General features: G+C 68.0%; 20 protein-coding genes. 15 read left to right on the forward strand and 5 right to left on the reverse strand.

The window, feature by feature from the left end:
- The first annotated feature begins 126 nt into the window (after positions 1-126).
- From queA to recJ, 7 genes are all read left to right on the forward strand, one after another.
- Positions 127-1200, forward strand: coding sequence for a tRNA preQ1(34) S-adenosylmethionine ribosyltransferase-isomerase QueA (gene queA / locus EJJ38_RS07475; RefSeq protein ID WP_127089462.1), 1074 nt, complete (start codon positions 127-129; stop codon positions 1198-1200).
- Positions 1197-2333 (forward strand): tRNA guanosine(34) transglycosylase Tgt, encoded by a 1137-nt coding sequence (tgt, locus tag EJJ38_RS07480; protein ID WP_127089463.1) that lies wholly within the window; start codon positions 1197-1199, stop codon positions 2331-2333. Before queA ends, tgt begins: the two co-directional genes overlap by 4 nt.
- A gap of 54 nt (positions 2334-2387) precedes the next feature.
- Positions 2388-3260, forward strand: coding sequence for a bifunctional methylenetetrahydrofolate dehydrogenase/methenyltetrahydrofolate cyclohydrolase FolD (gene folD, locus EJJ38_RS07485; RefSeq protein ID WP_127089464.1), 873 nt, complete (start codon positions 2388-2390; stop codon positions 3258-3260).
- A gap of 207 nt (positions 3261-3467) precedes the next feature.
- Positions 3468-4685 (forward strand): LL-diaminopimelate aminotransferase, encoded by a 1218-nt coding sequence (locus EJJ38_RS07490; RefSeq protein WP_127089465.1) that lies wholly within the window; start codon positions 3468-3470, stop codon positions 4683-4685.
- A gap of 21 nt (positions 4686-4706) precedes the next feature.
- Positions 4707-6002, forward strand: a complete 1296-nt coding sequence (locus tag EJJ38_RS07495; RefSeq protein WP_127089466.1) for a homoserine dehydrogenase — start codon at positions 4707-4709, stop codon at positions 6000-6002.
- A 2-nt stretch (positions 6003-6004) separates the two neighbouring features.
- Positions 6005-6988: a fructose-bisphosphatase class II gene (locus EJJ38_RS07500; protein WP_127089467.1), complete on the forward strand. Its 984-nt coding sequence runs from the start codon at positions 6005-6007 to the stop codon at positions 6986-6988.
- Positions 6989-7028: 40 nt separating this feature from the next.
- Positions 7029-8828: a single-stranded-DNA-specific exonuclease RecJ gene (gene recJ, locus EJJ38_RS07505; RefSeq protein ID WP_127089468.1), complete on the forward strand. Its 1800-nt coding sequence runs from the start codon at positions 7029-7031 to the stop codon at positions 8826-8828.
- A gap of 237 nt (positions 8829-9065) precedes the next feature.
- On the opposite strand, the gene EJJ38_RS07510 is transcribed toward recJ, so the two are convergent.
- Complete coding sequence (locus EJJ38_RS07510) at positions 9066-10361, reverse strand: DNA polymerase IV (protein ID WP_127089469.1); 1296 nt, start codon at positions 10359-10361, stop codon at positions 9066-9068.
- A 1-nt stretch (position 10362) separates the two neighbouring features.
- Entirely contained in the window at positions 10363-10689 is a 327-nt protein-coding gene (locus EJJ38_RS07515; protein WP_127089470.1) for a DUF3572 domain-containing protein, read from the reverse strand.
- 218 nt (positions 10690-10907) lie between these two features.
- On the opposite strand from EJJ38_RS07515, the gene EJJ38_RS07520 reads away from it, so the two are divergent.
- The 3 genes from EJJ38_RS07520 to mfd all read left to right on the forward strand — a co-directional run bounded on the left by EJJ38_RS07520 (position 10908) and on the right by mfd (position 15491).
- On the forward strand, positions 10908-11276 hold the full coding sequence (locus tag EJJ38_RS07520) for a response regulator (protein ID WP_127089471.1): 369 nt from the start codon (positions 10908-10910) through the stop codon (positions 11274-11276).
- Between the two features lie 319 nt (positions 11277-11595).
- Positions 11596-11892: an FAD assembly factor SdhE gene (locus tag EJJ38_RS07525; RefSeq protein WP_127089472.1), complete on the forward strand. Its 297-nt coding sequence runs from the start codon at positions 11596-11598 to the stop codon at positions 11890-11892.
- A gap of 71 nt (positions 11893-11963) precedes the next feature.
- Positions 11964-15491 (forward strand): transcription-repair coupling factor, encoded by a 3528-nt coding sequence (gene mfd / locus EJJ38_RS07530; protein WP_245454148.1) that lies wholly within the window; start codon positions 11964-11966, stop codon positions 15489-15491.
- Between the two features lie 44 nt (positions 15492-15535).
- Here the strand turns inward: mfd and EJJ38_RS07535 are convergent, their stop codons facing one another.
- Positions 15536-17329: an extracellular solute-binding protein gene (locus EJJ38_RS07535; RefSeq protein WP_245454149.1), complete on the reverse strand. Its 1794-nt coding sequence runs from the start codon at positions 17327-17329 to the stop codon at positions 15536-15538.
- 211 nt (positions 17330-17540) lie between these two features.
- Here EJJ38_RS07535 and EJJ38_RS07540 point away from each other — a divergent pair, with 211 nt between their 5' ends.
- The gene (locus tag EJJ38_RS07540) at positions 17541-18308 is read left to right on the forward strand and encodes an invasion associated locus B family protein (protein WP_127089473.1); all 768 of its coding nucleotides are present in this window, start codon (positions 17541-17543) and stop codon (positions 18306-18308) included.
- Positions 18309-18381: 73 nt separating this feature from the next.
- Here EJJ38_RS07540 and EJJ38_RS07545 read toward each other — a convergent pair whose 3' ends face one another.
- Positions 18382-19230 (reverse strand): fumarylacetoacetate hydrolase family protein, encoded by an 849-nt coding sequence (locus EJJ38_RS07545; RefSeq protein ID WP_127089474.1) that lies wholly within the window; start codon positions 19228-19230, stop codon positions 18382-18384.
- Between the two features lie 459 nt (positions 19231-19689).
- Between EJJ38_RS07545 and EJJ38_RS07550 the strand changes: the two genes are divergently transcribed.
- The 4 genes from EJJ38_RS07550 to EJJ38_RS07565 are packed head-to-tail and all read left to right on the forward strand — an operon-like array spanning position 19690 to position 23724.
- Positions 19690-20496, forward strand: a complete 807-nt coding sequence (locus EJJ38_RS07550) for a UDP-2,3-diacylglucosamine diphosphatase (RefSeq protein ID WP_127089475.1) — start codon at positions 19690-19692, stop codon at positions 20494-20496.
- Positions 20496-21563 (forward strand): glycosyltransferase family 4 protein, encoded by a 1068-nt coding sequence (locus EJJ38_RS07555; protein WP_127089476.1) that lies wholly within the window; start codon positions 20496-20498, stop codon positions 21561-21563. Before EJJ38_RS07550 ends, EJJ38_RS07555 begins: the two co-directional genes overlap by 1 nt.
- Entirely contained in the window at positions 21560-22546 is a 987-nt protein-coding gene (locus tag EJJ38_RS07560; RefSeq protein WP_127089477.1) for a threonine/serine dehydratase family protein, read from the forward strand. Before EJJ38_RS07555 ends, EJJ38_RS07560 begins: the two co-directional genes overlap by 4 nt.
- The gene (locus tag EJJ38_RS07565; RefSeq protein WP_127089478.1) at positions 22546-23724 is read left to right on the forward strand and encodes an MFS transporter; all 1179 of its coding nucleotides are present in this window, start codon (positions 22546-22548) and stop codon (positions 23722-23724) included. Before EJJ38_RS07560 ends, EJJ38_RS07565 begins: the two co-directional genes overlap by 1 nt.
- Here the strand turns inward: EJJ38_RS07565 and dgcA are convergent.
- Positions 23721-24701, reverse strand: coding sequence for an N-acetyl-D-Glu racemase DgcA (gene dgcA, locus EJJ38_RS07570; RefSeq protein WP_127089479.1), 981 nt, complete (start codon positions 24699-24701; stop codon positions 23721-23723). The genes EJJ38_RS07565 and dgcA overlap by 4 nt on opposite strands.
- Between the last annotated feature and the right edge of the window lie 24 nt (positions 24702-24725).

Genomic DNA, 24725 nt, shown 5'->3' on the forward strand with positions numbered 1-24725 from the left:
CTCCTTTTCACACCTGCCAATTCACACCTGCCATGCGTGCCAAGGCTTCCGTCCCCGTGCGAAGCGATCTAGGAGAGCGCGCACGTAGAGGACGCCCGCCACCGGCGGGTAATGGCCCGAGGCTCCATGCGCGTTGACGCATTCGATTTTCCACTCCCGCCGGAGCTGATCGCCCTGCGGCCCGCCGAGCCGCGCGAGAGCGCGCGGCTGCTCGTGGTGCGGCCCGGCGGCGAACCGGACCTGTGCGACCTGCGCGTCGGCGACCTGCCGTCCTTGTTGCGGGCAGGGGACGCGGTGGTGGTGAACGACACGAAGGTCATCCCCGCGCGCCTCGACGGCACCCGCACGCGGACGGGTGGAAGCCCTGTTCATCTGGAAGCGACCCTGGTTCGCCGCCTCGCTGAGGATCGCTGGACGGCGCTTTGCCGTCCCGCCAAGCGCCTCGCGCCGGGAGACCGCATCATCTTCGCCAAAGGCGAGGCGCGCCTCGAAGCCGAGGTTCTGGCCAAGGGCGAGGAGGGCGCCGTGGACCTGGGCTTCGCCCTGTCCGGCCCCGCATTAGACGGCGCCATCGACGCGGTCGGCCACATGCCCCTGCCGCCTTACATCGCCGCCCGCCGCCCCGAGGACGAGCGCGACCGGGCGGACTACCAGCCTTTGTTCGCGCGCGTCGAAGGCTCGGTCGCGGCCCCCACGGCCAGCCTCCATTTCACGCCCGCCCTCATGGAGGCCGTGACGCAGGCGGGCGTGAGCGTGCACAAGGTGACGCTCCATGTGGGGCTCGGCACCTTCCTGCCCGTGAAGGCCGAGGACACGGCCGACCATCGCATGCATGCGGAATGGGGCGAGGTGACCGCCGAGACCGCCGACGCGCTTAACGCCGTGAAGGCGCGAGGCGGGCGCATCCTCACCGTGGGCTCCACCTCCACCCGCCTCATCGAGACCGCCGCCGCGGGCGGCGCGATCGCCCCCTATCGGGGCGAAACCGATATCTTCATAACGCCCGGATACCGCTTCCGGGCCGTGGACCTGATGATGACCAATTTCCATCTGCCCAAATCCACCCTCGTCATGCTGGTGGCCGCCTTCGTGGGACACGACTTGCAGGCGCGCGCCTATGCGCATGCGGTTGCCGAGGGCTATCGCTTCTATTCCTATGGCGATGCCTGCTTCCTCCAGCGCGCGGGAGAGCCGGCATGAGCGAGGGCTTTTCCTTCCGCCTGAACGCCACCGACGGCACGGCGCGCACCGGCGTCGTCTCCACCCCGCGCGGCGACATCGCCACCCCGGCCTTCATGCCCGTGGGCACGGTGGCCACCGTGAAAGGGGTCTATCCCGAGCAGGTGCGTGCCACCGGCGCGGACATCCTTCTGGGCAACACCTACCATCTGATGCTACGCCCCGGCGCGGAGCGCATCGCGGCGCTCGGCGGGCTGCATAAGTTCATGCGCTGGGACCGGCCCATCCTGACCGATTCTGGCGGCTTCCAGGTCATGTCCCTGTCCGAGTTGCGCAAGCTGGACGAGAACGGGGTGACGTTCCGCTCCCATATCGATGGGGCGATGCACCAGCTCACGCCCGAGAGGGCCATGGAGATCCAGGGGCTTCTGGGTGCGGACATCCAGATGCAGCTGGACGAGTGTGTGAAGCTGCCCTGCACGGACGAGGAGGCGGCGCGCGCCATGCGCCTGTCGCTGCGCTGGGCGGAACGCTCCAAGCGCGCCTTCGAGCAGCAGCCCAAAGGGCGGGCCGTGTTCGGCATCGTCCAGGGCGGCGCCGTGGAGGCGCTGCGCATCGAATCCGCCCGCGCCCTCGCGGATATGGACTTCCCCGGCTATTCCATCGGCGGTCTGGCCGTGGGCGAGCCGCAGGACATCATGCTGCGCATGATCGAGACGGTGGAGCCGCACCTGCCCTCCACCAAGCCGCGCTATCTCATGGGCGTCGGCACACCGGATGATCTCATCGAGGCGGTGGGGCGCGGCATCGACATGTTCGACTGCGTGATGCCCACCCGCTCGGGCCGCCACGCGCTGGCCTTCACGCGCTTCGGCCGCATCAACCTGAAGAATGCGCGCCACCAGAACGATCCCCGCCCGCTGGACGAGGAAAGCGACTGCCCGGCGCTCCGGGACTATTCGCGGGCCTATCTGCACCACCTCATCCGCTGCGGCGAGATGCTGGGCGGCATGCTGCTCTCCTGGGCGAACCTGCACTACTATCAGGACCTCATGCGCGGGGCCCGTGCCGCCATCGCCGAAGGGCGCTACGAGGCCTACAAGGCGCAGACCAAGGAGGGATGGGCGCGCGGCGACATTCCTCCTGTTGAATAAAATTATTTTCTCTTTAAGAAAAAAATCGAACCCGAACCTGGTGCGGAGGCATGCGTGACGCAGACACGGATCATCGACGGCAAGGCCGTCGCGGCGGAACTGCGCGGCGAGATCGCCCGTGAGGTCGCGGGCCTGAAGGCGAGGGGCCTCGTGCCCGGCCTTGCGGTGGTGCTGGTGGGCGAGGATCCGGCGAGCCAGGTCTATGTGCGCAACAAGGGGGCCCAGACGCTGGAATGCGGCATGGCCTCCTTCGAGCACAAGCTGCCCGCCGACACGGCCGAGGCGGACCTGCTCGCTTTGGTGCAGCGTCTCAACGCCGACCCTGCCGTGCACGGCATCCTCGTCCAGCTTCCGCTGCCCGGTCACATCGACAGCATGAAGGTGCTCTCGACCATCGACCCGGCCAAGGATGTGGACGGCTTCCATGTGGTGAATGCCGGCCGCCTCGCCGTGGGCCTGGATGCGCTGGTGCCCTGCACGCCGCTCGGCTGTGTCATCCTGCTGAAGCGGGAGCTTGGCTCGCTGGCGGGCCTGAAGGCCGTGGTGGTGGGCCGCTCCAACATCGTGGGCAAGCCCGCCGCCCAGCTTCTCCTGAAGGAGGACTGCACCGTCACCATCGCCCATTCGCGCACCCGCGACCTGCCGGGCGAATGCCGCACCGCCGATATCCTGGTGGCGGCCGTGGGACGGCCGGAAATGGTGCGCGGGGACTGGATCAAGCCCGGCGCCACTGTCATCGACGTGGGGATCAACCGCATCGCCAAACCCGAGGGCGGCACCCGCCTCGTGGGCGACGTGGCGTTCGCGGAGGCCCAGGGAATCGCCGGGCGCATCACCCCCGTGCCGGGCGGCGTCGGTCCCATGACCATCGCCTGCCTGCTCCAGAACACGCTGACGGCGGCCAAGCGCCAGGCCGGTCTCGGCTAGAGCTTTTCCAATGGATGCGTGACCGGCCGGCGTGAATTTTTCATTCATCGCCGACGGGTAGTATAAGATCCGTCATGCCCCTCGCGGGTGCATGCCTCCACTGCCGCCACTTCGATGCGAAAACGCTTTCATGCGTGGCGGCGGCGATCTAGAAAGCCCGTTCGCCGCGCGGGAGACTAAAGACGCGGCACTTGGAGCTTGAGTGAGATGACCGATTTTCACCGTATTCGCCGGCTGCCGCCCTATGTGTTCGAGCAGGTGAACCGCGTGAAGGCCGCTGCCCGCAACGCCGGGGTGGACATCGTCGATCTCGGCATGGGCAATCCGGACCTCGAAGCCCCCGCCCACGTCATCGAGAAGCTCAAGGACACCATCGGCCGCCCGCGGACCGATCGCTATTCCGCATCCAAGGGCATTACCGGCCTGCGCCGTGCCCAGGCGGGCTATTATGAGCGCCGCTTCGGCGTGAAGCTCAATCCCGATACGCAGATCGTCGCCACGCTGGGCTCGAAGGAAGGCTTCGCCAACATGGCGCAGGCCATCACCGCCCCGGGCGACGTGATCCTGACCCCCAATCCGTCCTATCCCATCCACGCCTTCGGCTTCCTCATGGCGGGCGGCGTGATCCGCTCCGTGCCGGTGGAGCCGGGTCCGGGCTTCTTCCACGCCATGGAGCGGGCGGTCCAGCACTCCATTCCCAAGCCCATCGCGGTGGTGCTGTGCTATCCGTCCAATCCCACGGCCACCGTGGCGAGCCTGGATTTCTACAAGGACGTGGTCGCCTTCGCGAAGAAGAACGACCTCATCATCCTGTCCGACCTCGCTTATGCGGAGCTGTATTTCGACGGCAACCCGCCGCCCTCCGTCCTCCAGGTGCCCGGCGCCATGGACGTGACGGTGGAATTCACCTCCATGTCCAAGACCTTCTCCATGGCGGGCTGGCGCATGGGCTTCGCGGTGGGCAATGAGCGGCTGATCGCCGCCCTGTCACGGGTGAAGTCCTATCTGGATTACGGCGCCTATACGCCCATCCAGGTGGCGGCCACCGCCGCGCTCAACGGGCCGCAGGACTATATCGGCGAGATGCGCGAGACCTATAAGCGCCGCCGCGACGCCATGGTGGACAGCTTCGGTCGCGCCGGCTGGACCATTCCCGTGCCTGCCGCCTCCATGTTCGCCTGGGCGCCCATTCCCGAGCCCTTCCGCGAGATGGGCAGCGTGGAATTCTCCAAGCTGCTCATTGAGAAGGCGGAAGTAGCCGTGGCGCCGGGCGTCGGCTTCGGCGAACACGGCGACGACTATGTCCGCATCGCTGTGGTCGAGAACGAGCAGCGCATCCGGCAGGCGGCGCGTAACATTCGCCGCTTCTTCGACACCGCCGGCACCACGCTCCACAATGTGGTTCCCCTGAGCGCTGCCCGCTGATCCCAATTTGACGGTTCGACAATGCGTGAGATGAAAGTTGGGCTGGCCGGCCTCGGAACGGTCGGGGCTGGCGTGGTGCGGATGCTGGAACGGCAGGCGGCGTCCATCGCCGTGCGCACCGGCTGCACCCTCAAGGTGGTGGCCATCGCCGCCCGCGACCGTACCCGTGACCGCGGCATCGATCTGTCCGGCATGCGCTGGTTCGACGATCCCGTGGCGCTGGCGCGCGACCCGGACATAGACGTGTTCGTGGAGCTGATGGGCGGCGACGGCGATCCCGCGCGGGCCTCCGTCGCGGCGGCCCTGAAGGCGGGCAAAGCCGTCGTCACCGCCAACAAGGCGCTCCTCGCCAAGCATGGCGTGGAGCTGGCGGCTCTCAGCGAGGAGCACGGTGCGTCCCTGCGCTTCGAGGCGGCGGTGGCGGGGGGCATTCCCATCGTCAAGACGCTGCGCGAGGCGATGGCGGGCAACCACATCGCGCGGGTCTCGGGCATCCTCAACGGCACCTGCAACTACATCCTCACCCGCATGGCGGACGAGAAGCTGTCCTTCGACCTCTGCCTCGCCGATGCCCAGCGCCTCGGCTATGCGGAGGCGGACCCGACCTTCGACATCGACGGCTACGACACCGCCCACAAGCTCTCCATCCTCACCAGCCTCGCCTTCGGCACGAAGGTGGATGCGGAGGCCATCTATGTGGAGGGCATCCGCTCGCTCACCCTGGCGGACCTCGAAGCGGCGGATGACCTTGGCTACAAGGTGAAGCTGCTGGGCGTCGCGGTGCGCACCGACGAAGGCGTGGAGCAGCGCGTGCACCCCACCATGGTGCCCAAGCACTGGCCCATCGCCCAGGTCTCCGGCGTGACCAATGCGGTGGCGGTGGACGGCGACGCCGTGGCCCTGACCCTGGTGGGTCCGGGCGCGGGCGGCGATGCCACCGCCTCGGCCGTGGTGGGTGATCTCTCCGACCTCGCCGCGGGCGGCGGCGGCTTCGCCTTTGGCGCGCCCGTGGCGGCGCTGGTGGCCGCTGAGCGGGCGCCCATGCAGCATCACGAGGGCGGCTACTACATCCGCCTCGCCGCCGTGAACAAGCCGGGCACCGCCGCGACCATCGCGCGCCGTATGGCGGACGAAGGCATCTCGCTGGAATCCATCGTCCAGCGCCGTCCTGAGCGCAGCCGCAGCGACGAGCCCGCCAGCGTCATCCTCATCACCTATGCCACCACCGAGGCCGCCGTGCGCCGCGCGGTGGCGGCCATCGATGCCGACGGCGTCCTTGCCTCGGTGCCCCAGGTCATCCGCATCGAAAAGGATTAGCGATGGACACTCGCCCCGCGCCCGTCCTCGACCGCCGTCTCGCCATCGACGCGGTGAGCGTGACCGAGCGCGCGGCGGTGGCTGCGGCCCGCTGGCGCGGCCGGGGCGATGAGCCCGCCGCCGACGAAGCCGCCATCCAGGGCGCCCATCGCGAATTGCTCCGCGCCGCCTTGTCCGGTTGCATCGTCATGGGCGAAGGCGGGCAGGGGGAGACCGAGCGCCTCCATGTGGGCGAGGCCGTCGGCACCGGCGGCATCGAGGTGGACATCGCTATCGATGCCCTCGAAGGCACGACGCTGTGTGCCAAGAACATGGCGGGCTCCATTTCCGTCATCGTGCTGGCAGAGCCCGGCTCCCTGCTCCAGGTGCCCGCCGTCTATATGGAGAAGGTGGCCATCGGCCCCGGCTATCCGCCCGGCACCGTGTCCCTCTCCGTGACGCCGGAAGCGAATATCAAGGCGGTGGCCGACGCGCGGGGCGTCTCCCCCTCCGAGATCACGGCCCTGGTGCTGGACCGGCCCCGTCACGGCGCCCTCATCGAGGCCATTCGCGCCACCGGCGCGTCCGTGCAGTTCATCACCGATGGGGACGTGGCGGGCATCATCCACACCACCAACCCGCAGGCGAGCGGCGTGGACATCTATCTCGGCAGCGGCGGGGCGGCCGAGGGCGTGCTCGCGGCGGCCGCGCTGCGGTGCCTCGGCGGGCAGATGGAAGGCCGCCTGATCCTCGACAGCGACGCGAAGCGCAAGCAGGCCAAGGCGCTGGGCATCAAGGATATGTCCGCGATCTACGGACTTGCCGACATGGTGCGCGGCGATTGCCTCATGGCCATTTCTGGCGTCACGGACGGCCCGCTCCTCTCGGGCGTGCGGCTGCTGCGCGACAGCGTGGAAACCCACACCCTCCTCATGCGCGCCGCCACCGGCACCGTGCGACGCATCTCGTCCACCCATCGCGACCTCGGGCGGTTCGTCTCCGAGTGACGGTCTCGACGGCGGCGGCTGTGTCTGGCTTCATACGCCTGTGAACGTTCATTCGCCGAATCGCTTCTTCCTTGGCGTCTCCGCGTCCGCCACCGGGCGGGGCTGGAGCGACCGGCTGGACGCGCGCGCCTCACAGCTGGCGCTCGCCATCGCCCAGCGCCACAACGTGCCGGAGATCCTGGCGCGGGTGCTGGCCGGGCGGGGCGTGCCGCTGGACGAGGTGCCCGGTTATCTCGACCCATCCATCCGCGCCCTCTTGCCCGACCCGCTCGTCCTCACCGGCATGGCGGACGGGGTGGAACGCATCGCGCAGGCGGCGCGCTCCGGCGAGCGTGTGGCGGTGTTCGGCGACTATGACGTGGACGGCGCCACCTCCACCGCGCTGCTGGTCAGCTTCCTGCAGGCCGCCGGGCTCGATCCCCTGTTCCATATCCCGGACCGCATCTTCGAGGGCTACGGCCCCAATATCGGCGCCATCGAGCAATTGGCGGCGAAAGGCGTGAGCCTGCTTGTGACGGTGGATTGCGGCACCACGAGCATCGAGACCCTGGCCGCCGCCAAGACGCTGGGCGTGGACGTGGTGGTGCTCGACCATCACCAGGCGGGCGAGCACCTGCCCGACGCCGTGGCCGTGGTGAACCCGAACCGGGCAGACGATTTGTCCGGGCTCGGCCATCTGTGCGCGGCGGGCGTCGTGTTCATGACCCTGGTGGCGCTTTCCCGTCGCCTGCGGGAACTGGGCCACTGGAATGATCGCCCCGCGCCCGACCTGCTGCAGAGCCTCGATCTCGTGGCGCTGGGAACAGTGGCGGACGTGGTGCCGCTGCGGGGACTCAACCGCGCCTTCGTCTCCAAGGGCCTCATTGCCCTCAAGCGCCGCCAGCGCCTGGGCCTCACCGCACTCATGGACGTGGCCCGGCTCGACGGGCCGCCGCGCCCCTGGCACCTGGGCTTCCTGCTGGGGCCGCGCATCAATGCGGGCGGGCGCATCGGCGACGCGGCATTGGGCACGCGCCTCATGCTCACCGACGATCCGGTGGAGGCCAAGCGCATCGCCGCAGAGCTGGACCGGTTGAACACCGAGCGCCAGGAGGTGGAACGCGCCATCCTGGCGGCGGCGGAGGGCGAGGCCATCGCCGCCGTGGGGCTGGAGGACACCGGGGCGACGGTGGTCGTGACCGGAGACGGCTGGCATCCCGGCGTGGTGGGCCTCGTGGCCTCTCGCCTGAAGGAGCGCTTCAACCGGCCCGCCTTTGCCATAGCCTTCAACGGCGAGACCGGCACGGGCTCCGCGCGCTCCATTCCGGGCGTGGATGTGGGCCGCGCCGTGCATGGAGCGGTGGATGCGGGGCTGCTGCGCAAGGGCGGCGGCCATGCCATGGCGGCGGGTCTCACCGTGGAGCGCGGCCAACTCGGTGCCCTGCGGGCCTATCTTGAGGAAACGCTGGCCACCGCTGTCATGAAGGCCCGCGCGGATCGCACCCTCGCGCTGGACGGCGCCCTGACGGCGAGCGGCGCCACCATTTCTCTGGTGGAGCAACTGGCCAAGGCCGGCCCCTTCGGCGCGGGCAATCCCGAGCCCGTCTTCGCCTTTCCCAACCACAAGCTCGCTTATGTGGAAGCGTTCGGCGCGGGCCATGTGCGCGGGCGCCTCATGTCCAATGACGGCACGGCGTTGAAGATCATGGCCTTCCGCATCGCCGAGGAGCCGCTGGGCAAGGCACTCCTCGCATCGCGCGGGCGCATGATCCATCTCGCCGGTACGCTGGACCTGGACCATTGGCAGGGCGAGACGAAGGTCTCGGTGCGCATTCGGGACATGGCCGAGGCGCACGGGTAGGGGCGGGGTCTTTTCCCCTCCCAGTGGCTTTTCCCCCTCCCAACCCTCCCCCGCAAGCGGGAGAGGGCTACCTGCTCCGGGGGAATGAGGCGGCCTTTTCTCGATGCCGCAGTTGCTTGCCGGCGAGGGAGCCTCCATCGCGTGTGAAAGAGCCACATCTCCTTTCGCACACCGCAAAGCCCTCTCCCGCTTGCGGGGGAGGGTTGGGAGGGGGAAACCGCCCCAAGAGGCACATTCTCACTCCCGCGTCGGACGCCCCCGTTTCCCCGTGCCCAGCAGGATGCCCCGCGCCACCGCGCCGTCGCCGAATTTGGAGCGCAGCGCTTCCATGGCCTGCTCGGTAGCCTTCAGCTTGGGCGTTCGGGTGTCCAGAAGGTCCGCCTGGTCCGCGTCGGCCCCATCGCACAAATCGGACACACCCACGCCCACGAGGCGGAAGAAGGTGCCGTCCGTCTCGCGCAGCAGCAGGTCGTGGGCGGCGTCATAGATGCGCGCCGTGAGTTGGGTGGGATCCTCCAGGGTGCGGGCGCGCGTGCGGGTGCGGAAATCCTGGGTCTTCAGCTTCAAGGTCACGCTGCGCCCGGCAATGCCCTTGCGCCGCAGGCGGCCGCTGACTTCCTCCGCCAGGGCATAGAGGGTCTGCTCCAGCGGGCGCAGGTCGCGGATGTCGGTGTCGAAGGTGGTCTCGGCCGAAACGCTCTTGGCCTCCCGCTCCGGATTGACGCTGCGCGTGTCCATGCCGCGCGCCAGCCGCCACAGGCGCAGGCCTTCCGCCCCGTAGCGCCGGGCCAGATCGGAATCGCCCATGGCCTGGAGATCGGCGATGCGGTGGATGCCGTCCTTGGCGAGCCGGGCACCGAAGGCGGGGCCGACGCCCCAGATGAAGGTGACGGGCCGGTCCGCCAGGAAGGCCATGGCCTCCTCTTGCCCCAGCACGGAGAAGCCGCGCGGCTTGTCCAGGTCCGAAGCAGTCTTGGCGAGGAACTTGTTGGCGGCGAGGCCCACGGAGATGGTGATGCCGATGTCCCGCTCCACCTCCGCCGCGAACCGCGCGAGGCAGCGGCCGGGGGAAAGGCCGTGCAGGCGCTCGGTGCCCGACAGATCGAGGAACGCCTCGTCGATGGAGAGCGGCTCCACCAGGGGCGTCAGCGCCTGCATCTTGGCGCGCACCTCGCGCCCCACCTCCACGTATTTGCGCATGTTCGGCTTGACGATCACCGCCTCCGGACAGAGCGCACGGGCCTTGAACATGGGCATGGCCGAACGCACGCCCTTGATGCGCGCGATATAGCAGGCGGTGGACACCACACCCCGCACGCCGCCGCCGATGATGACAGGGACATCGCGCAGGCGTGGGTCGTCGCGCTTCTCGATGGTGGCGTAGAAGGCGTCGCAATCCACATGGGCGATGGAGAGTGTGTCGGCCAAGGGGTGGCGCACCAGCCGGGGGCTGCCGCAGGCCGTGCAGCGCGGGCCGGAGCCCGCATCCGCAAGGCAATCGCGGCAGAAGCCTCCGCCCGGCAGGCCGCCCATGTCAGTCGCCTCGGCGCACGGGCGCGTCAGGGTCGAACGGAGGCTCCAGCACATGGAAGGCGTGGACCACGTCCTGGGGGCGCAGGGTCGTGTCCGCCGCGAAGGCGAGGAGCAGGGCCTCGTCGGACAGGAGATAGGAGAGGATGGCGGCACCGAAGGCCGGTTCCTGGGCGCGGACGCGCAGGTCGCCGGGGCCCATCCCGCTCTGGGCGAGGAAGCCGCCGATTCTCTCCATGTCCTGCGCGAGCCAACCCAGCGCGCGGATGGCAAGGGCGCCCGCCGCCTCACGGGCACGGGCTTGGGACGGCGTCTTCTCTCGGATCGGCATTTGCGCTTCCGCAAGGAATTGTCAGTAGAGTCTGATCCGATCAGATTGAATCAATCGGATCGGTGAATCAGCCTCTAAATTATCGATCGAGAGCGATTCACGATCATCATCGAAGCGCAGGCGCTTCGATGATGATCGATCGCACTCTTGTCAGCGAAGATGCATCATGTCCGATCCGCGCGCGCCTGCGAAGCGGCTGCGGAAGGCGGGGAACGGAAATGGCCAAGACAGTGATGATTGTTGAGGACAACGAACTCAACATGAAGCTCTTCCACGATCTGCTGGAAGCGCACGGCTACCGCACCGTCGAGACGCGGAACGGCATCGAGGCCGTGGGGCTGGCGCGCGAGCACATGCCGGACCTGATCCTCATGGACATCCAGCTGCCCGAGGTGTCCGGCCTGGAAGTCACCAAATGGCTGAAGGCGGACCCGGAGCTGAAAGCCATCCCGGTGGTGGCCGTCACCGCCTTCGCCATGAAGGGCGACGAGGAGCGCATTCGGGCGGGCGGGTGCGAGGCCTATCTCTCCAAGCCCATTTCCGTCGCCAAATTCCTGGCGACCGTCAAAGAATATGCGGGCTCCTGATTCTCGTGATTTGATTTCGCGGATGGTTCGGATACCCTCAGGGGCATCGGGAAAGAGAGCCTTGGAAGCGCTTGCAGGCGCTCAGGTTCGTGACAACCCTACGGGGTGCTCAGGTCCGCCGCATCTCCTGGGTCCGTGGGGTTCGGCCGGCGGTGGGACGCATTCGGGAGGCCTCCCCGCGCGTTCCCCGCCGGCCACCCGCCCCCGGTGGCCCTTCCGAAATGCAGAAGACTGGCCATCCCCGCCGGTTTCCCCCTATAAGCGCCGCTCCAGAGCCGCGCGCCGATCCTTGAGCGCCCGCGCGAAAGGAAGCTGAACCATGACGGGAACCGTGAAATCCAGCGCCGGCCTCGATGTGCGGCGGCGGCGCATCCTGTTCCGCTCCTGGCACCGGGGCACCCGTGAGATGGATCTGCTCATGGGCCGCTTCGCGGACGCCATGATCGAGGACCTGACGGAGGAGGAGGTGGAAGCCTTCGAAGTCCTCATCGAGGTGCAGGACCCCGATCTGTTCGCCTGGATCAACGGCTCAAGCCCCGTGCCGGCCGACATGGACACGCCCATGTTCCGCAAGTTCAAGGACTGGCACCTGTCCGGCGTCGGCGTGCCGGACTGAGGCGCCGCGCCCCATCCCTGGAATTGGAGGCCGGCGCGGCGCGCCGCCTCGTGTCTTATCTGGATCGTCCCGTGAAGCGTCCCCGTCTCCTTGCCGCCGATATCGCCCCCGGTCGCCCGCTGACCTTGTCCCGCGTGCCGGACGGCATGGAAGGGCTCGTGGTGGCGGACATCGCCCGCACCATCGCGGCCCAGAAGGATGCGCCCTGGCCGAGCCTTGCCGTCATCTGCCGCGACGGCCAGCGCATGGCGGCGCTGGAGCGCGGGCTCGCCTTCTTCGCGCCCGAGATCGAAGTGCACGGCTTTCCCTCCTGGGATTGCCTGCCCTATGACCGGGCCTCTCCGAACGCGGCCATCACCGCCCAGCGCATGACCACGCTCGCCCGCCTCGCGCGGGTGAAGGGCGGGGCGGCGAGCATCCTGCTCACCACGGTGAACGCCACCGTCCAGCGCGTGCCCGCCAAGGCGCTGGTGGCGGCCCAGTCCTTGTCCGCCGCTCCCGGCAACGCCATCGCCCTGGACGGGGTGGTGGAATGGGCGGAGCGCAATGGCTATCTGCGCACGCCAACGGTGCGCGACACCGGCGAATATGCGGTGCGCGGCGGGCTCATCGACCTGTTCCCGCCCGGCCTGCCCCAGCCCATCCGCCTGGATTTCTTCGGCGACACGCTGGAGAGCATCCGCTCGTTCGATCCGGAGACCCAGCGCACCTCCGGCCAGATGCGGGCGCTGGACCTCGTGCCCATGGCGGAGTTCCAGCTCACCAGCGACACCATGCGCAAGTTCCGCATGGCCTATCTCGCGGAGTTCGGCGCCAACACCAAGGGCGACACGCTTTATGAGGCGGTGAGCGAGGGGCGGCGCCATCCCGGCATGGAGCATTGGCTACCGCTGTTCCATGAGGGCCTGGACACGCTGTTCGACTATATCGACGGCACGCCTTTGGTGGTGGACCCGCTCACCGAAGAGGCGGCGGGCGAGCGCATCGCGCAGATCCGCGACTATTACGACGCGCGCCGCGAGGCGCTGGCCCAGGCGGGCACGCAGCCCGGCTCCGGCTCGGTCTACAAGCCGCTGCCGTCTGACCGGCTCTATCTGAAGGGCGCCGAATGGACCGGGCGCCTGAAGGATGCCGCCTGCGTGCGCATCAGCCCCTTCGCGCTGCCGGACGGCGGGCAGGGGAAGATACTGGATCTCGGCGGCGTCCAGGGCCGTTCCTTCGCGGCGGAGCAGGCGGACCCGGAGGCCAATGTCTTCGATCTGGCCGTGGAGCACATCCGCGCGCTCCAGAAGGAGAAGAAGGTGGTTCTGGCCGCCTGGAGCGAAGGCTCCCGCGAGCGGCTCGGCACGGTGCTGGCCGATCATGGCCTGAAGAACACCACCGCCATCTCCCGCTTCCAGCTGCTGGACGCGCTGCCCAAGACCCAGGTGGCGCTGGCGGTCTATGGCGTGGAATCCGGGTTCGAGACCGACGACTTCGCCCTTGTGGGCGAGCAGGACATTCTGGGCGACCGCCTGGTGCGCCCGAAGCGCAAGGCGCGCCGCCCGCAGGACGTGTTGTCCGAGCTGACGGCGCTCACCGCCGGCGACCTCGTGGTGCATGTGGACCACGGCATCGGCCGCTTCGTGGGCCTCAAGGCCATCGAGGCCATGGGCGCGCCCCATGACTGCCTGGAGATCCATTATGCCGGCGGCGACAAGCTGTTCCTGCCGGTGGAGAATCTGGAACTCCTGACCCGCTACGGCTCCGAGGAGACTGAGGCGCAGCTGGACAAGCTGGGCGGCGTCGGCTGGCAGACCCGCAAGGCGCGGATGAAGAAGCGCATCCGCGAGATGGCGGGTGAGCTGATCAAGATCGCCGCCGCGCGCCAGCTCAGCGAGGCGCCGCGCCTCGTGCCCACCGCCGGGCTCTATGACGAATTCCGCGCCCGCTTCCCCTATGAGGAGACCGAGGACCAGGAAGCCGCCATCGAGGCGGTGCTGGACGACCTCGCCGCCGGTCGCCCCATGGATCGCCTCGTGTGCGGCGACGTGGGCTTCGGGAAGACCGAGGTGGCGCTGCGCGCCGCGTTCGCGGTGGCGCTCTCGGGCAAGCAGGTGGCGGTGGTGGTGCCCACCACGCTTCTGGCCCGCCAGCATTTCAAGACCTTTTCGGAGCGCTTCCGGGGCCTGCCGGTGAACATCGCCCAGGCCTCGCGCCTCGTGACCGGCAAGGATCTTTCGGCCATGAAGGCCGGGCTGCAGAGCGGCGGCGTGGACATCGTGGTGGGTACCCATGCCCTGCTCAGCAAGAGCATCCATTTCAAGGATCTCGGCCTCGTCATCGTGGACGAGGAGCAGCATTTCGGCGTGGCCCATAAGGAACGGCTGAAGGCCCTGCGCTCGGAAGTGCATGTGCTGACGCTCACCGCCACGCCCATTCCGCGCACCCTGCAACTGGCCATGACCGGCGTGCGCGAACTCTCGCTCATCGCCACCCCGCCCGTGGACCGGCTGGCCGTGCGCACCTTCATCACGCCGTTCGACCCGCTCATCGTGCGCGAGGCGCTGCTGCGCGAGCGCTATCGCGGCGGCCAGAGCTTCTATGTGGTGCCGCGCATCGACGATCTCGCCGAGGTGCGCGAATTCCTGGAGAAGAACATTCCCGAGGTGAAGGTGGCCGTCGCCCATGGGCAGATGAGCGCCACCATGCTCGAAGACATCATGTCCGCCTTCTATGACGGGCAATATGACGTGCTGCTCTCCACCACCATCGTGGAAAGCGGGCTGGACGTGCCCAACGCCAACACGCTGATCATCCACCGCGCCGACATGTTCGGCCTTGCCCAGCTCTACCAGCTGCGCGGCCGTGTGGGCCGGGCGAAGGCGCGGGCCTATGCCATCTTCACCGTGCCCGCCGCCAAGCCCATCACGGCGCAGGCGGAACGGCGGCTGAAGGTGCTGCAATCCCTGGAGACGCTGGGCGCGGGCTTCCAGCTGGCGAGCCACGATCTGGACATTCGCGGCGCCGGCAATCTGCTGGGCGACGAGCAGTCCGGCCATATCAAGGAAGTGGGCTACGAACTCTACCAGGAGATGCTGCAGGAGGCGATCACCAACCTGAAGGCCGGCATCACCGACCTCGCCCAGGACAAGTGGTCGCCCAACATCACCATCGGCATGCCCGTGCTGATCCCGGAAGACTATGTCCAGGACCTGCATGTGCGTCTCGCCCTTTATCGGCGCCTCGCGGATATCGACGATGACCAGGCGCTGGACGCCTTTGGCGCGGAGATCGTGGACCGCTTCGGAACCGCGCCGCCCGAGGTGGACCACCTGCTGCGTCTCGCCCAGATCAAGGCGCTGGCCCGTAAGGCCAATGTGGGGAAGGTGGATGCCGGGCCGAAGGGCGTGGTGCTCACCTTCCGCGAGAACCAGTTCGCCGATCCCTCCGGCCTCGTGGCCATGATCCATGCGGAGGGGCCGCAGGCCAAGGTACGGCCGGACTTCAAGGTGGTGTTCCTGCACGACTGGCCCACCGCCGCCGCGCGGTTGAAGGGCACCCACGCCGTGCTGAAGAAGCTCGCCGCTCTGGCGGAGAAGAAGAAGGTTCTGGCCTGATATCGAGGCCGGGGTGTTTCAGGCCGGAACGGCGTCGATCCGCCCTAACGCCCCTCGGCCCGCCACCATGTGTCCGGCAGCGTGCCGTAGAGCGAAAGAGGCGCGGGTCGGCGGATATGGCTCCAGCGCGCGAGCCATTGGCCGGGCGCATAGAAGAGCGGCACGCCATAGGCGCCGGAAATGAGCGCCCGGTCGATGACGCGAGCGGAGGTTTCGAGATCCGCCCGGCCCGTCGCCCCCGCGAGTGCTTCGATGGCCGCATCCGCCGCAGCGTCCCGCATGCCCATATAATTGCGCGTGCCCGGCGTCCCGGCGGCGTCCGAGCCGAAATAGAAAGCCTGCTCGTTGCCCGGCGACAGGGACTGGACCCAGGTGAAGGGCACCATGTCGAAATCATAGGATGCCCGCCGCGCGTCGAACTGGACGGCATCCACCATCTGCACCCGGGCCTCGATGCCCGCGCGGGACAGCTGGCTGGAGAAGGCCAGCGTCAGGCGCTCCTGTTCGCGCGTCGTCACCATGATGGAAAACGCGAAGGGCTGCCCGTCCGCATTCAGGAGGCGTCCGTCTTTCGGCTGCCAGCCGGCCTCCGCGAACAGCGCCAGGGCACGGTGCAGCTGTGCCCGATCCCGCCCGCTGCCGTCCGCTTCGGGCGAGGTGTAGGTGCCGTCCATCACCTCCGGAGGGACACCGAGGGTGCTGCGCGCCAATAGCGCGCGCTCTTCCGGAGTGGCGGAGCGGCCGACGGAGGAGAGGTCCGAGCCGTCGAAGAAGCCCGTGGTGCGGGCATAAAGGCCGTGGAACAGGTTGCGGTTGATCCAGGGGAAGTCCAGCAGCTCGATGACGGCGCGGCGCACGCGCACATCCGCGAAGAGCGGGCGGCGGGTGTTGAAGACCAGCGCGTAATGGGGCTTCGGCAGTTTGGTGGGGATGGTCTCCTTGATCACCGCGCCGTCGCGCACCGCCTGGAAGTGGTAGCCGGTCTCCCAGCGCGTGGGGTCGGTCTCGAAGCGGGCATCCACGAGGCCGCGCTTGAACGCTTCGAACTCGGTATTTCCGTCGCGGAAATACTCGAACCGCAGCTCGTCGAAATTATAGAGGCCGCGATTGACCGGCAGGTCCGCGCCCCAATAGGCCCGGTTGCGCGCGAGCGTGACGCCTGCGCCGGGCTGGACGGCTGCCACCACATAGGGCCCGGACCCGAGGGGAGGGGCGAGGCTGGTCGAATCGAATGTCGCCTCATCGGTGGCATGGCGCGGCAGCACGGGCATGAGGCCCATGATGAGCGGCAATTCCCGGTCCGGCGCCGCGAAAGTGAAGCGCACCGTGCGCGCGTCCAGCGCCTCCGCCTGGGTGACTTTCCCGTAATAGAGCTTGTAATTGGGCCGGCCCTTGTCGCGCAGCAGGGCGAAGGAGAACAGGACATCCTCAGTGGTGACCGCCACTCCATCCGAGAAGCGCGCCCGGGGATCCAGGGTGAAGGTCACATAGCTGCGCGCATCGTCCGTCTCCACGCCCGAGGCCAGCAGCCCGTAGAGGGTGAACGGCTCCCCATAGCTGCGCGCCAGCAGCGACTCGAACACGGCGCCGCGCACGAACGGCGTCGCAGATCCCCGGACAATGAAGGGGTTGAGGCTGTCGAACGTGCCCGTGACGGACAATGTGAGGCGCCCGCCCTTGGGCGCGTCGGGGTTCACATAGGGAAAATGCGCGAAGCCGTTCGGAAAGTCGGGCGCGCCGTGCATGGCGATGGCGGATGCCGAATGCGACATGTGCGCGCCGGCCCCGGAAAACACCACTGCCAGAATCGCTGCCGCCACCGCCCGGATGCTTGCCATGCCTCGCATCATGCAGATTTGTGCGCTCGAGACCACGCTGTCGCGCGGAGGCCGCAATTTCAAGCGATTCAGGGCTTCGGCCGAGGAACAGGCGGTGTCACCGTCTTGCCTCATTTGACACGGAAATAGCCGTCGCTAAGACGTGACCAGGCTCGCCTCCGCGTTTTTTCTTGCCCGGCCTGGCGTATCGCATCACGGGGATCGTTCCGGAATGACCAAAGCCACCATCTTGCGCCGCGCGAGCGGTTTGGCCGCTGTTGTGGTGGCCCTCGGATTTGCCGGCGGCGCGCTGGCGCAGACCACTCCCGCCGCGCCGGCCAAGCCCGCGCCCGCCAAGCCTGCCCAGGCGGCCCCCGCCCAGGCCGCTCCTGCCCAACAGCAGCAGCAGGCCCAGGGCGCCGCGGCGGCCTCCGTCGCCGTCCCCGGCATCAGCACCGCCTGGACCAAGGTGTGCGGCAACGATCAGGCTGCCGGCAAGCAGATCTGCATGACCACCCAGGACTTCACCGCCGAGACCGGGCAGCCGCTCGCTTCCGCCGGTATCCGCGAGGTGAAGGACGATCCGAACAAGAAGTTCATCGTCTCCGTGCCGATCGGCATGCTCGTGCAGCCCGGCACCCGCGTGATCCTCGACCAGCAGCCCCCGCTGGCGCTGAAGTACGAGATCTGCTTCCCCAATGGCTGCTTCGCCAGCATGGATGTGAATGCGGACTTCGTGAACAAGCTGAAGAAGACGCAGACCATCACCATCCAGGCCCTGCAGATGGGCGGCCGCACGCTGAACTTCCAGCTGCCCGGCAAGGACTTCGCCAAGGCGTATGACGGCCCGCCGTCCGACCCGAACGCGGTTGCCGCCGAGCGCCAGAAGATGGCCGAGGAACTCCAGAAGCTCGCGCAGAAGAAGGCCGAAGAGCGCGCCGCCACCGGCGCCGCCGCTCCCGGTGCCACGCCCGCCGCTGCGGCTCCTGCCAAGCAGTGAGCCTCGCTCAAAGGTCGCAATAAAGAAGGGGCGGCACCCACGGGTGCCGCCCCTTTCGTTTGTGCGGCTTCCGTCAGAGCTTGAAGGGCACCACTTTCTGGGTCTGCACGCCCAGCCCCTCAATGCCCACCCGCATCACGTCGCCCGCCTTCAGGAAGCGCGGGGGCTTCATGCCGAGGCCGACGCCCGGCGGGGTGCCGGTGGTGATGAGATCGCCCGGATCCAGCACCATGTACTGGCTGATATAGGAGACCAGGTGGGCGACGCCGAAGATCATGGTCTTGGTGGAGCCGTTCTGGACCTTCTCGCCGTTCACCTCCAGCCACATGGGCAGGTTCGACGTATCGGGCATCTCATCGGCGGTGAGCAGATAGGGACCGATGGGGCCGAAGGTCTCGTTGCCCTTGCCCTTGGTCCACTGGCCGCCGCGCTCGATCTGGAAATTGCGCTCCGACACATCGTTGCAGATGGAATAACCGGCCACATGCTTGAGCGCGTCGGCCTCGTCCACATAGCGGGCGCGCGCGCCGATAACGATGAGCAGCTCCACTTCCCAGTCGAGCTTGGTGGACCCGCGCGGGATCATCACGTCGTCATCGGGCCCGACCACGCAATTGGGGGCCTTGTTGAACAGGACCGGCTCGCTCGGGATGGGATTGTTGGTCTCCGCCGCATGGTCGGCGAAGTTCAGGCCCACCGCGACGAAATTGCCCGGCCGGGCCACGCACGATCCGAATCGGACGCCGGGGGGCACCACCGGCAGGGAGGAGGGGTCCACGGCGCGGATGCGGTCGAGCCCGGCGGGCGTGAGAACATCGCCCGCAATGTCCGGAACAATGCCGGAAAGATCGCGAACTTGGCCGGTCAAATCGATTAAGCCGGGCTTTTCTTGCCCTTTCTCGCCGAATCGGACGAGCTTCATGGAGGATCTCCCTGGATGTCGTTGAGGGTTGCGGGCGCGATTGCGCTCGGCCGGAAAGCTCGCGCGCGACGCCTGGAAGGTCAATGCCAAAGGTGCAGGATTTGCGGCCCGCTGTTACGGGCTCACCATGACTTTAGGGGAATCGGCCCCGCTCGGCGGAGTTGTGGCGCCCCCTTACGTAGAACAAGTGCTGCGGCGTTGCTTCGCCTTACCCCGCTGGCCGCCCGCATTCCCCGGCACCGATTGCGCATCTGGACACAAGAGCGACGCTTACCTCGACCGATCAACCCGTTATCCGGCGTTTCCCTACTTTCGTAGGGTCGAAGCTGATCTTTCGCAGGTGGTCGCCGAGGGGTCAAAACCCTGTCATTTCGCGGGTGCGTCATAAAAGGGATACACGACTCCGGCTAATTCCGACAGAATGCTCCCGGTAAGCATTGCTTCGAGAAGGGATGGCACGTGAGCGAGACCCCTGAGCACAAACATTACCGCTCGTTGTTCATCTCCGATGTCCATCTCGGCACGAAGGGCTCGCAGGCCGACCTGCTGCTGGACTTCCTGAAATACAACGATTCCGACACCCTTTATCTGGTGGGTGACATCGTGGACGGATGGCGCCTGCGCTCGTCCTGGTACTGGCCCCAGCAGCATAATGACGTGGTGCAGAAGCTGCTCCGCAAGGGCCGCAAGGGCACCCGGATCGTGTACCTTCCCGGCAATCACGACGAATTCCTGCGCGATTATTACGGCACGCATTTCGGCGGGATCGAAGTGGTTGAGACCTGCATCCACGAAGCGGCCGACGGCAAGAAGTATCTGGTGATCCACGGCGATGTGTTCGACGTGGTGGTGCGCCATGCCAAGTGGCTCGCCTTCCTGGGCGACGGCGCCTATACGCTGGCGCTGGGCATCAACACCTATATCAACCTCGTGCGGCGCAAGCTCGGCCTCACCTATTGGTCACTCAGCCAGTGGGCGAAGCTGAAGGTGAAGAACGCCGTCAATTATATCGGCAAGTTCGAGGAAGCCGTCGCCGACGAGGCGAAGCGCAACGGAGTGGACGGGGTCATTTGCGGCCACATCCACCACGCCATGATCCATGACCAGTTCGGCGTGCGCTACATCAATAGCGGCGATTGGGTGGAGAGCTGCACCGCCGTGGCGGAGCATGAAGACGGGCGCATGGAAATCATTTGCTGGACCCGGCGCCAGCCTATGCTATCGCTGGCCACATCGGATGTGGAGACCGCCCGCGCGGCAGCTTGATGCGCATTCTTGTGGCCACCGATGCGTGGCATCCTCAGATCAACGGGGTCGTGCGCTCGCTTGAGCATACGGCCCACGAAGCCGCCAATCTGGGCGCACAGATGGAATTCCTGACCCCTCAGGAATTTCGCACGGTGCCTCTTCCCACCTATCAGGAAATCCGGCTCTCCCTGGCCACGCCCCGCATGATCATGCGGCGCATCGAGGCCATGCAGCCGGACTTCGTGCATGTGGCGACGGAGGGTCCCATCGGCATGCTGGTGCGGCGGGCCTGCATCGCGTCCAAGCGCACCTTCACCACGTCCTACCACACGAAATTCCCGGAATATCTCTCCGCCCGCGCACCCGTGCCGGAGCGGCTGACCTATGCCTGGCTGCGCAGCTTCCACAATGCGGGCGGCGGCGTCATGGTGGCCACCGCCACCCTGGAGCGGGAGCTGGAGCAACGCGGCTTCAAGCGCCTGATGCGCTGGTCGCGCGGTGTGGACGCGGAGATGTTCCGCCCCCGCCCCGAAGTGAATCTGGGCCTGCCCGGTCCCGTCTTCCTTTATGTAGGCCGCGTGGCGGTGGAGAAGAATATCGAGGCATTCCTCGCGCTCGACCTTCCCGGCTCCAAGGCCGTGGTGGGCGGCGGCCCCGCGCTCGCCAGCCTCAAGGAACGCTTCCCCGAAACGCGCTTCTACGGCCCCAAGGAGGGCGAGGAGCTGGCGGAAATCTATGCGGGCAGCGACGTCTTCGTCTTCCCGAGCCGCACCGACACGTTCGGCATCGTCCTGCTGGAGGCCATGGCCAGCGGCCTGCCCGTGGCGGCCTATCCCGTGACCGGCCCGAAGGACGTGCTGAGCGAGGCGACCGAGCCCGTGGGCGTTCTGGACGAGGATTTGCGGACCGCCTGCCTCAAGGCCCTGGAACTCTCGCCGCGCGCCGCGCGCGATTTCGCCTTGCGCTATACATGGCGTGAATGCGCCCGGCAGTTCCTCGACAATGTGCTGATCGCGCACGATTTCGGCCCCGTCGCGAGACGGTTTCGCCTGTTGCGCCGCTCCAGGCTGGCCTCCCTCGCATGACCGCGCGCACCACACCCCCCACCGCCGCCGATATCCTCGCCGCTGCCGCCCGCCTGAAGGGCGTCGCCGTGCGCACGCCGCTGATTTCGTCCCCGATCCTCGACGAGGTCACCGGTGCCCGCGTCTTCCTGAAGCCCGAGACGCTCCAGCGCACCGGCTCCTTCAAGTTTCGCGGCGCCTATAACCGCATCGTCCAGATTCCGGCCGAGCGCCGCGCCACAGGCGTGGTGGCCTGCTCCTCGGGCAACCATGCCCAGGGCGTGGCCGCCGCCGCTCGTCTTCTGGGAATGCCGGCCGTCATCGTCATGCCCAGCGACGCCCCCGCGCTCAAGCTGCGGCGGACCCGGGATCTTGGCGCCCAGGTGGTGGAGTACAATCGCGTCACCGAGGACCGCGACGCCATCGCCAATGCCATCGCGGCAGAACGCGGCGCGGTGTTCGTGCCGCCCTATGACGATCCGGACGTGATGGCCGGGCAGGGCACGGTGGGCCTGGAAATCGCGGAAGACCTCGCGGCGCTCGGCATCGCCCCGGACATCGTGAGCGCCAACGTCTCCGGCGGCGGGCTCATTTCCGGCATCGCCCTGGCGGTGAAGGCCCGCTTCCCGCAGGCGCGCGTGGTGGCCGCCGAGCCCGAAGGCTTCGACGATCACGCCCGCTCCTTCCGCTCCGGCCAGAGGGAGCGCAATCCCGCTCCCACCGGCTCGTTCTGCGACGCGCTTCTCGCGCCCACGCCCGGCGCGCTCACCTTCCAGGTGTCCAGCGTCCTGGTGGGCGAGGGGGTGCAGGCGAGCGATGCGGAAGTGGCGGCGGCCGTGAGCTTCGCCTTCCGTGAGTTGAAGCTGGTGGTCGAGCCGGGCGGCGCGGTGGCGCTGGCGGCCCTGCTGAACGGACAGTTCCAGGCGGCCGGAAAGACGGTGGCCATCGTCCTGTCCGGCGGCAATGTGGACCCGGAGACGTTCGGGGCCTGTCTGCGCGCCTGATGCGCGTCGCCATGCGTCTCCTCTCCCAATCGTCCGAGCGGCCCGTGAAGCTCGCGCTCGCCAGCGCCTACGGCACGCTGTTCTTCTCCTTCGGCATCTACATGCCCTTCTTCCCGCTCTGGCTGACGGATCGGGGCATGACGCCGCAGCAGATCGGGGCGGCCATCGCCATTCCCATGTGCGCGCGCCTCGCGGCGACGCCGCTCCTCGGCATCCTGTCGGACCGGGTCGGACGGCCAAAGGCGGTGCTCGTCATCCTCGCGTTCGCGGCCACCCTCTTCATGGCCGTGCTCAGCCTTGGCCACACGCCGCTCGCCATCTATGTCGCCCTGAGTTTCGGGGCCATGGCCTGGAGCCCCAGCTTCGCGCTGCTGGATGCCTATGCCACCCGGCAGGCCCGCGCCGGGCGGGTGGATTATGGCCGCAGCCGCCTGTGGGGCTCCGCCACCTTCATCGCCGCCAATCTGGTGGGGGGCGTGCTGATCGCGCAGGCGGGCGCCTCCATGGTGCTGCTGCTCATGATCGCAGGGCAGGCGAGCTTCGTCGTGGCCATGCTGGTCCTGCCCGAGCTGCCTCGCCCACCCGTCCACACCACGCCCCATCTGTCCCTGCCGCGCACGCGGGCAGTGTTGGTGCTCGGGGTTCTGGCATCGGCCCTGATCCAGGCCAGCCACGCCACGCTCTATGCCTTCGCCACCGTTCATTGGACGGAGCGGGGCTTCTCCCTCTCGGTGATCGGCGGCCTGTGGGCGCTGGGCGTGGTTTCGGAGATCGTCCTGTTTCGCTACGGAACCTGGATCGTGGCCCGCATCGGCCCCTCGGCCCTGCTGGCGGCAGGCGGGCTTGCGGCGCTGGTGCGGTTCGGCATTCTCGCCATGGATCCGCCCATGTGGATCCTGCTGCCGCTCCAGGTGCTTCACGGGCTCACCTTCGGCGCCGCCTTTCTCGGGCTCGTGGAACTGGTGGCGCGCAATACGCCCGAGCATCGCGCGGGCACCGCCCAGTCACTGGCAGCCTGGACGGGCAGCCTCGCCATGGCCTGCGCCAGCTTCGCGGCGGGCCAGCTCTGGGTCGCCTACGGACATTGGGCCTTCCTGGCCTCGGCGGCGCTTGGGCTGGCCGGAGCGTGTCTCGCCCTGGCTTCCCACCTCGCCAACAAGAAGCGTCCCGTTCTTTAGCCCCACAGCGTGGGCGGTGCGGGGAAGACGGTGGCGCCCTCATAATGCAGGCCGCCCTCCCGGTCCCGCGCCAGAAGCAGCGGGCCGTCCAGATCCACCACCTGCGCGCGCTGGGCCACCAGCAGCGCGGGCGCCATGGCGAGCGAGGTGGCGAGCATGCAGCCCACCATGACGGAGAAGCCCAGGCCATGTGCCGCCTGGGCCATGGCAAACGCCTCCGTGAGCCCGCCCGCCTTGTCGAGCTTGATGTTCACCGCGTCATACTTGCCCACGAGGCCCGGCAAGCTGGCCCGGTCATGGACGCTCTCGTCGGCACAGACGGGCAGGGGGCGGACGATGCGGCGGAGCATCTCGTCATCGGCGGCGGGAAGGGGCTGCTCCACCAGCTCCACGCCGGCCGCCGCGCAGGCGGCAAGGCGCGCCTCCAGTGTGTCGGGCGTCCAGCCTTCATTGGCGTCCACGATGAGGCGGGCTGCGGGGACCGCGTCACGGATCGCCGCGAGCCGGGCCGCATCGCCGTCACCGCTGCCGAGCTTCAGCTTGAGCAGCGGCCGGCCCGCCGCCCGCGCCGCCGCCGCCATGGCTTCCGGCGTGTCCAGGCTGAGCGTGAAGGCGGTGACCAGGGGCTTCGGCTCCGGCAGGCCGAGGCGGACATGGACGGGAATGCCAGTGCGCTTCGCCTCCAGGTCCCAGAGCGCGCAGTCCAGGGCGTTGCGGGCAGCACCTGGGGGCAGGCGCGCCTGCAGGGTCGCATGGTCCAGTCCAGCGGCAATGTCCGGGGCGAGCGTCGCGATGTCGGCCCGCACCTGCTCCGGCGTCTCGCCATAGCGGGCATAGGGGACGCACTCTCCACGTCCCGTGAGATGTCCGTCTCGCAACTCCACGACCACCACCACGGCCTCGGTCTTCGAGCCGCGCGAGATGGTGAACGTGCCGGATATGGGAAAGCGCTCGATGCGCACGTCGAGGGAGGTCATTTGCATAAGGTGTGGTAGGTAGAG

The sequence above is a fragment of the Aquabacter cavernae genome (assembly GCF_003993795.1).
GTDB lineage: Bacteria > Pseudomonadota > Alphaproteobacteria > Rhizobiales > Xanthobacteraceae > Aquabacter > Aquabacter cavernae.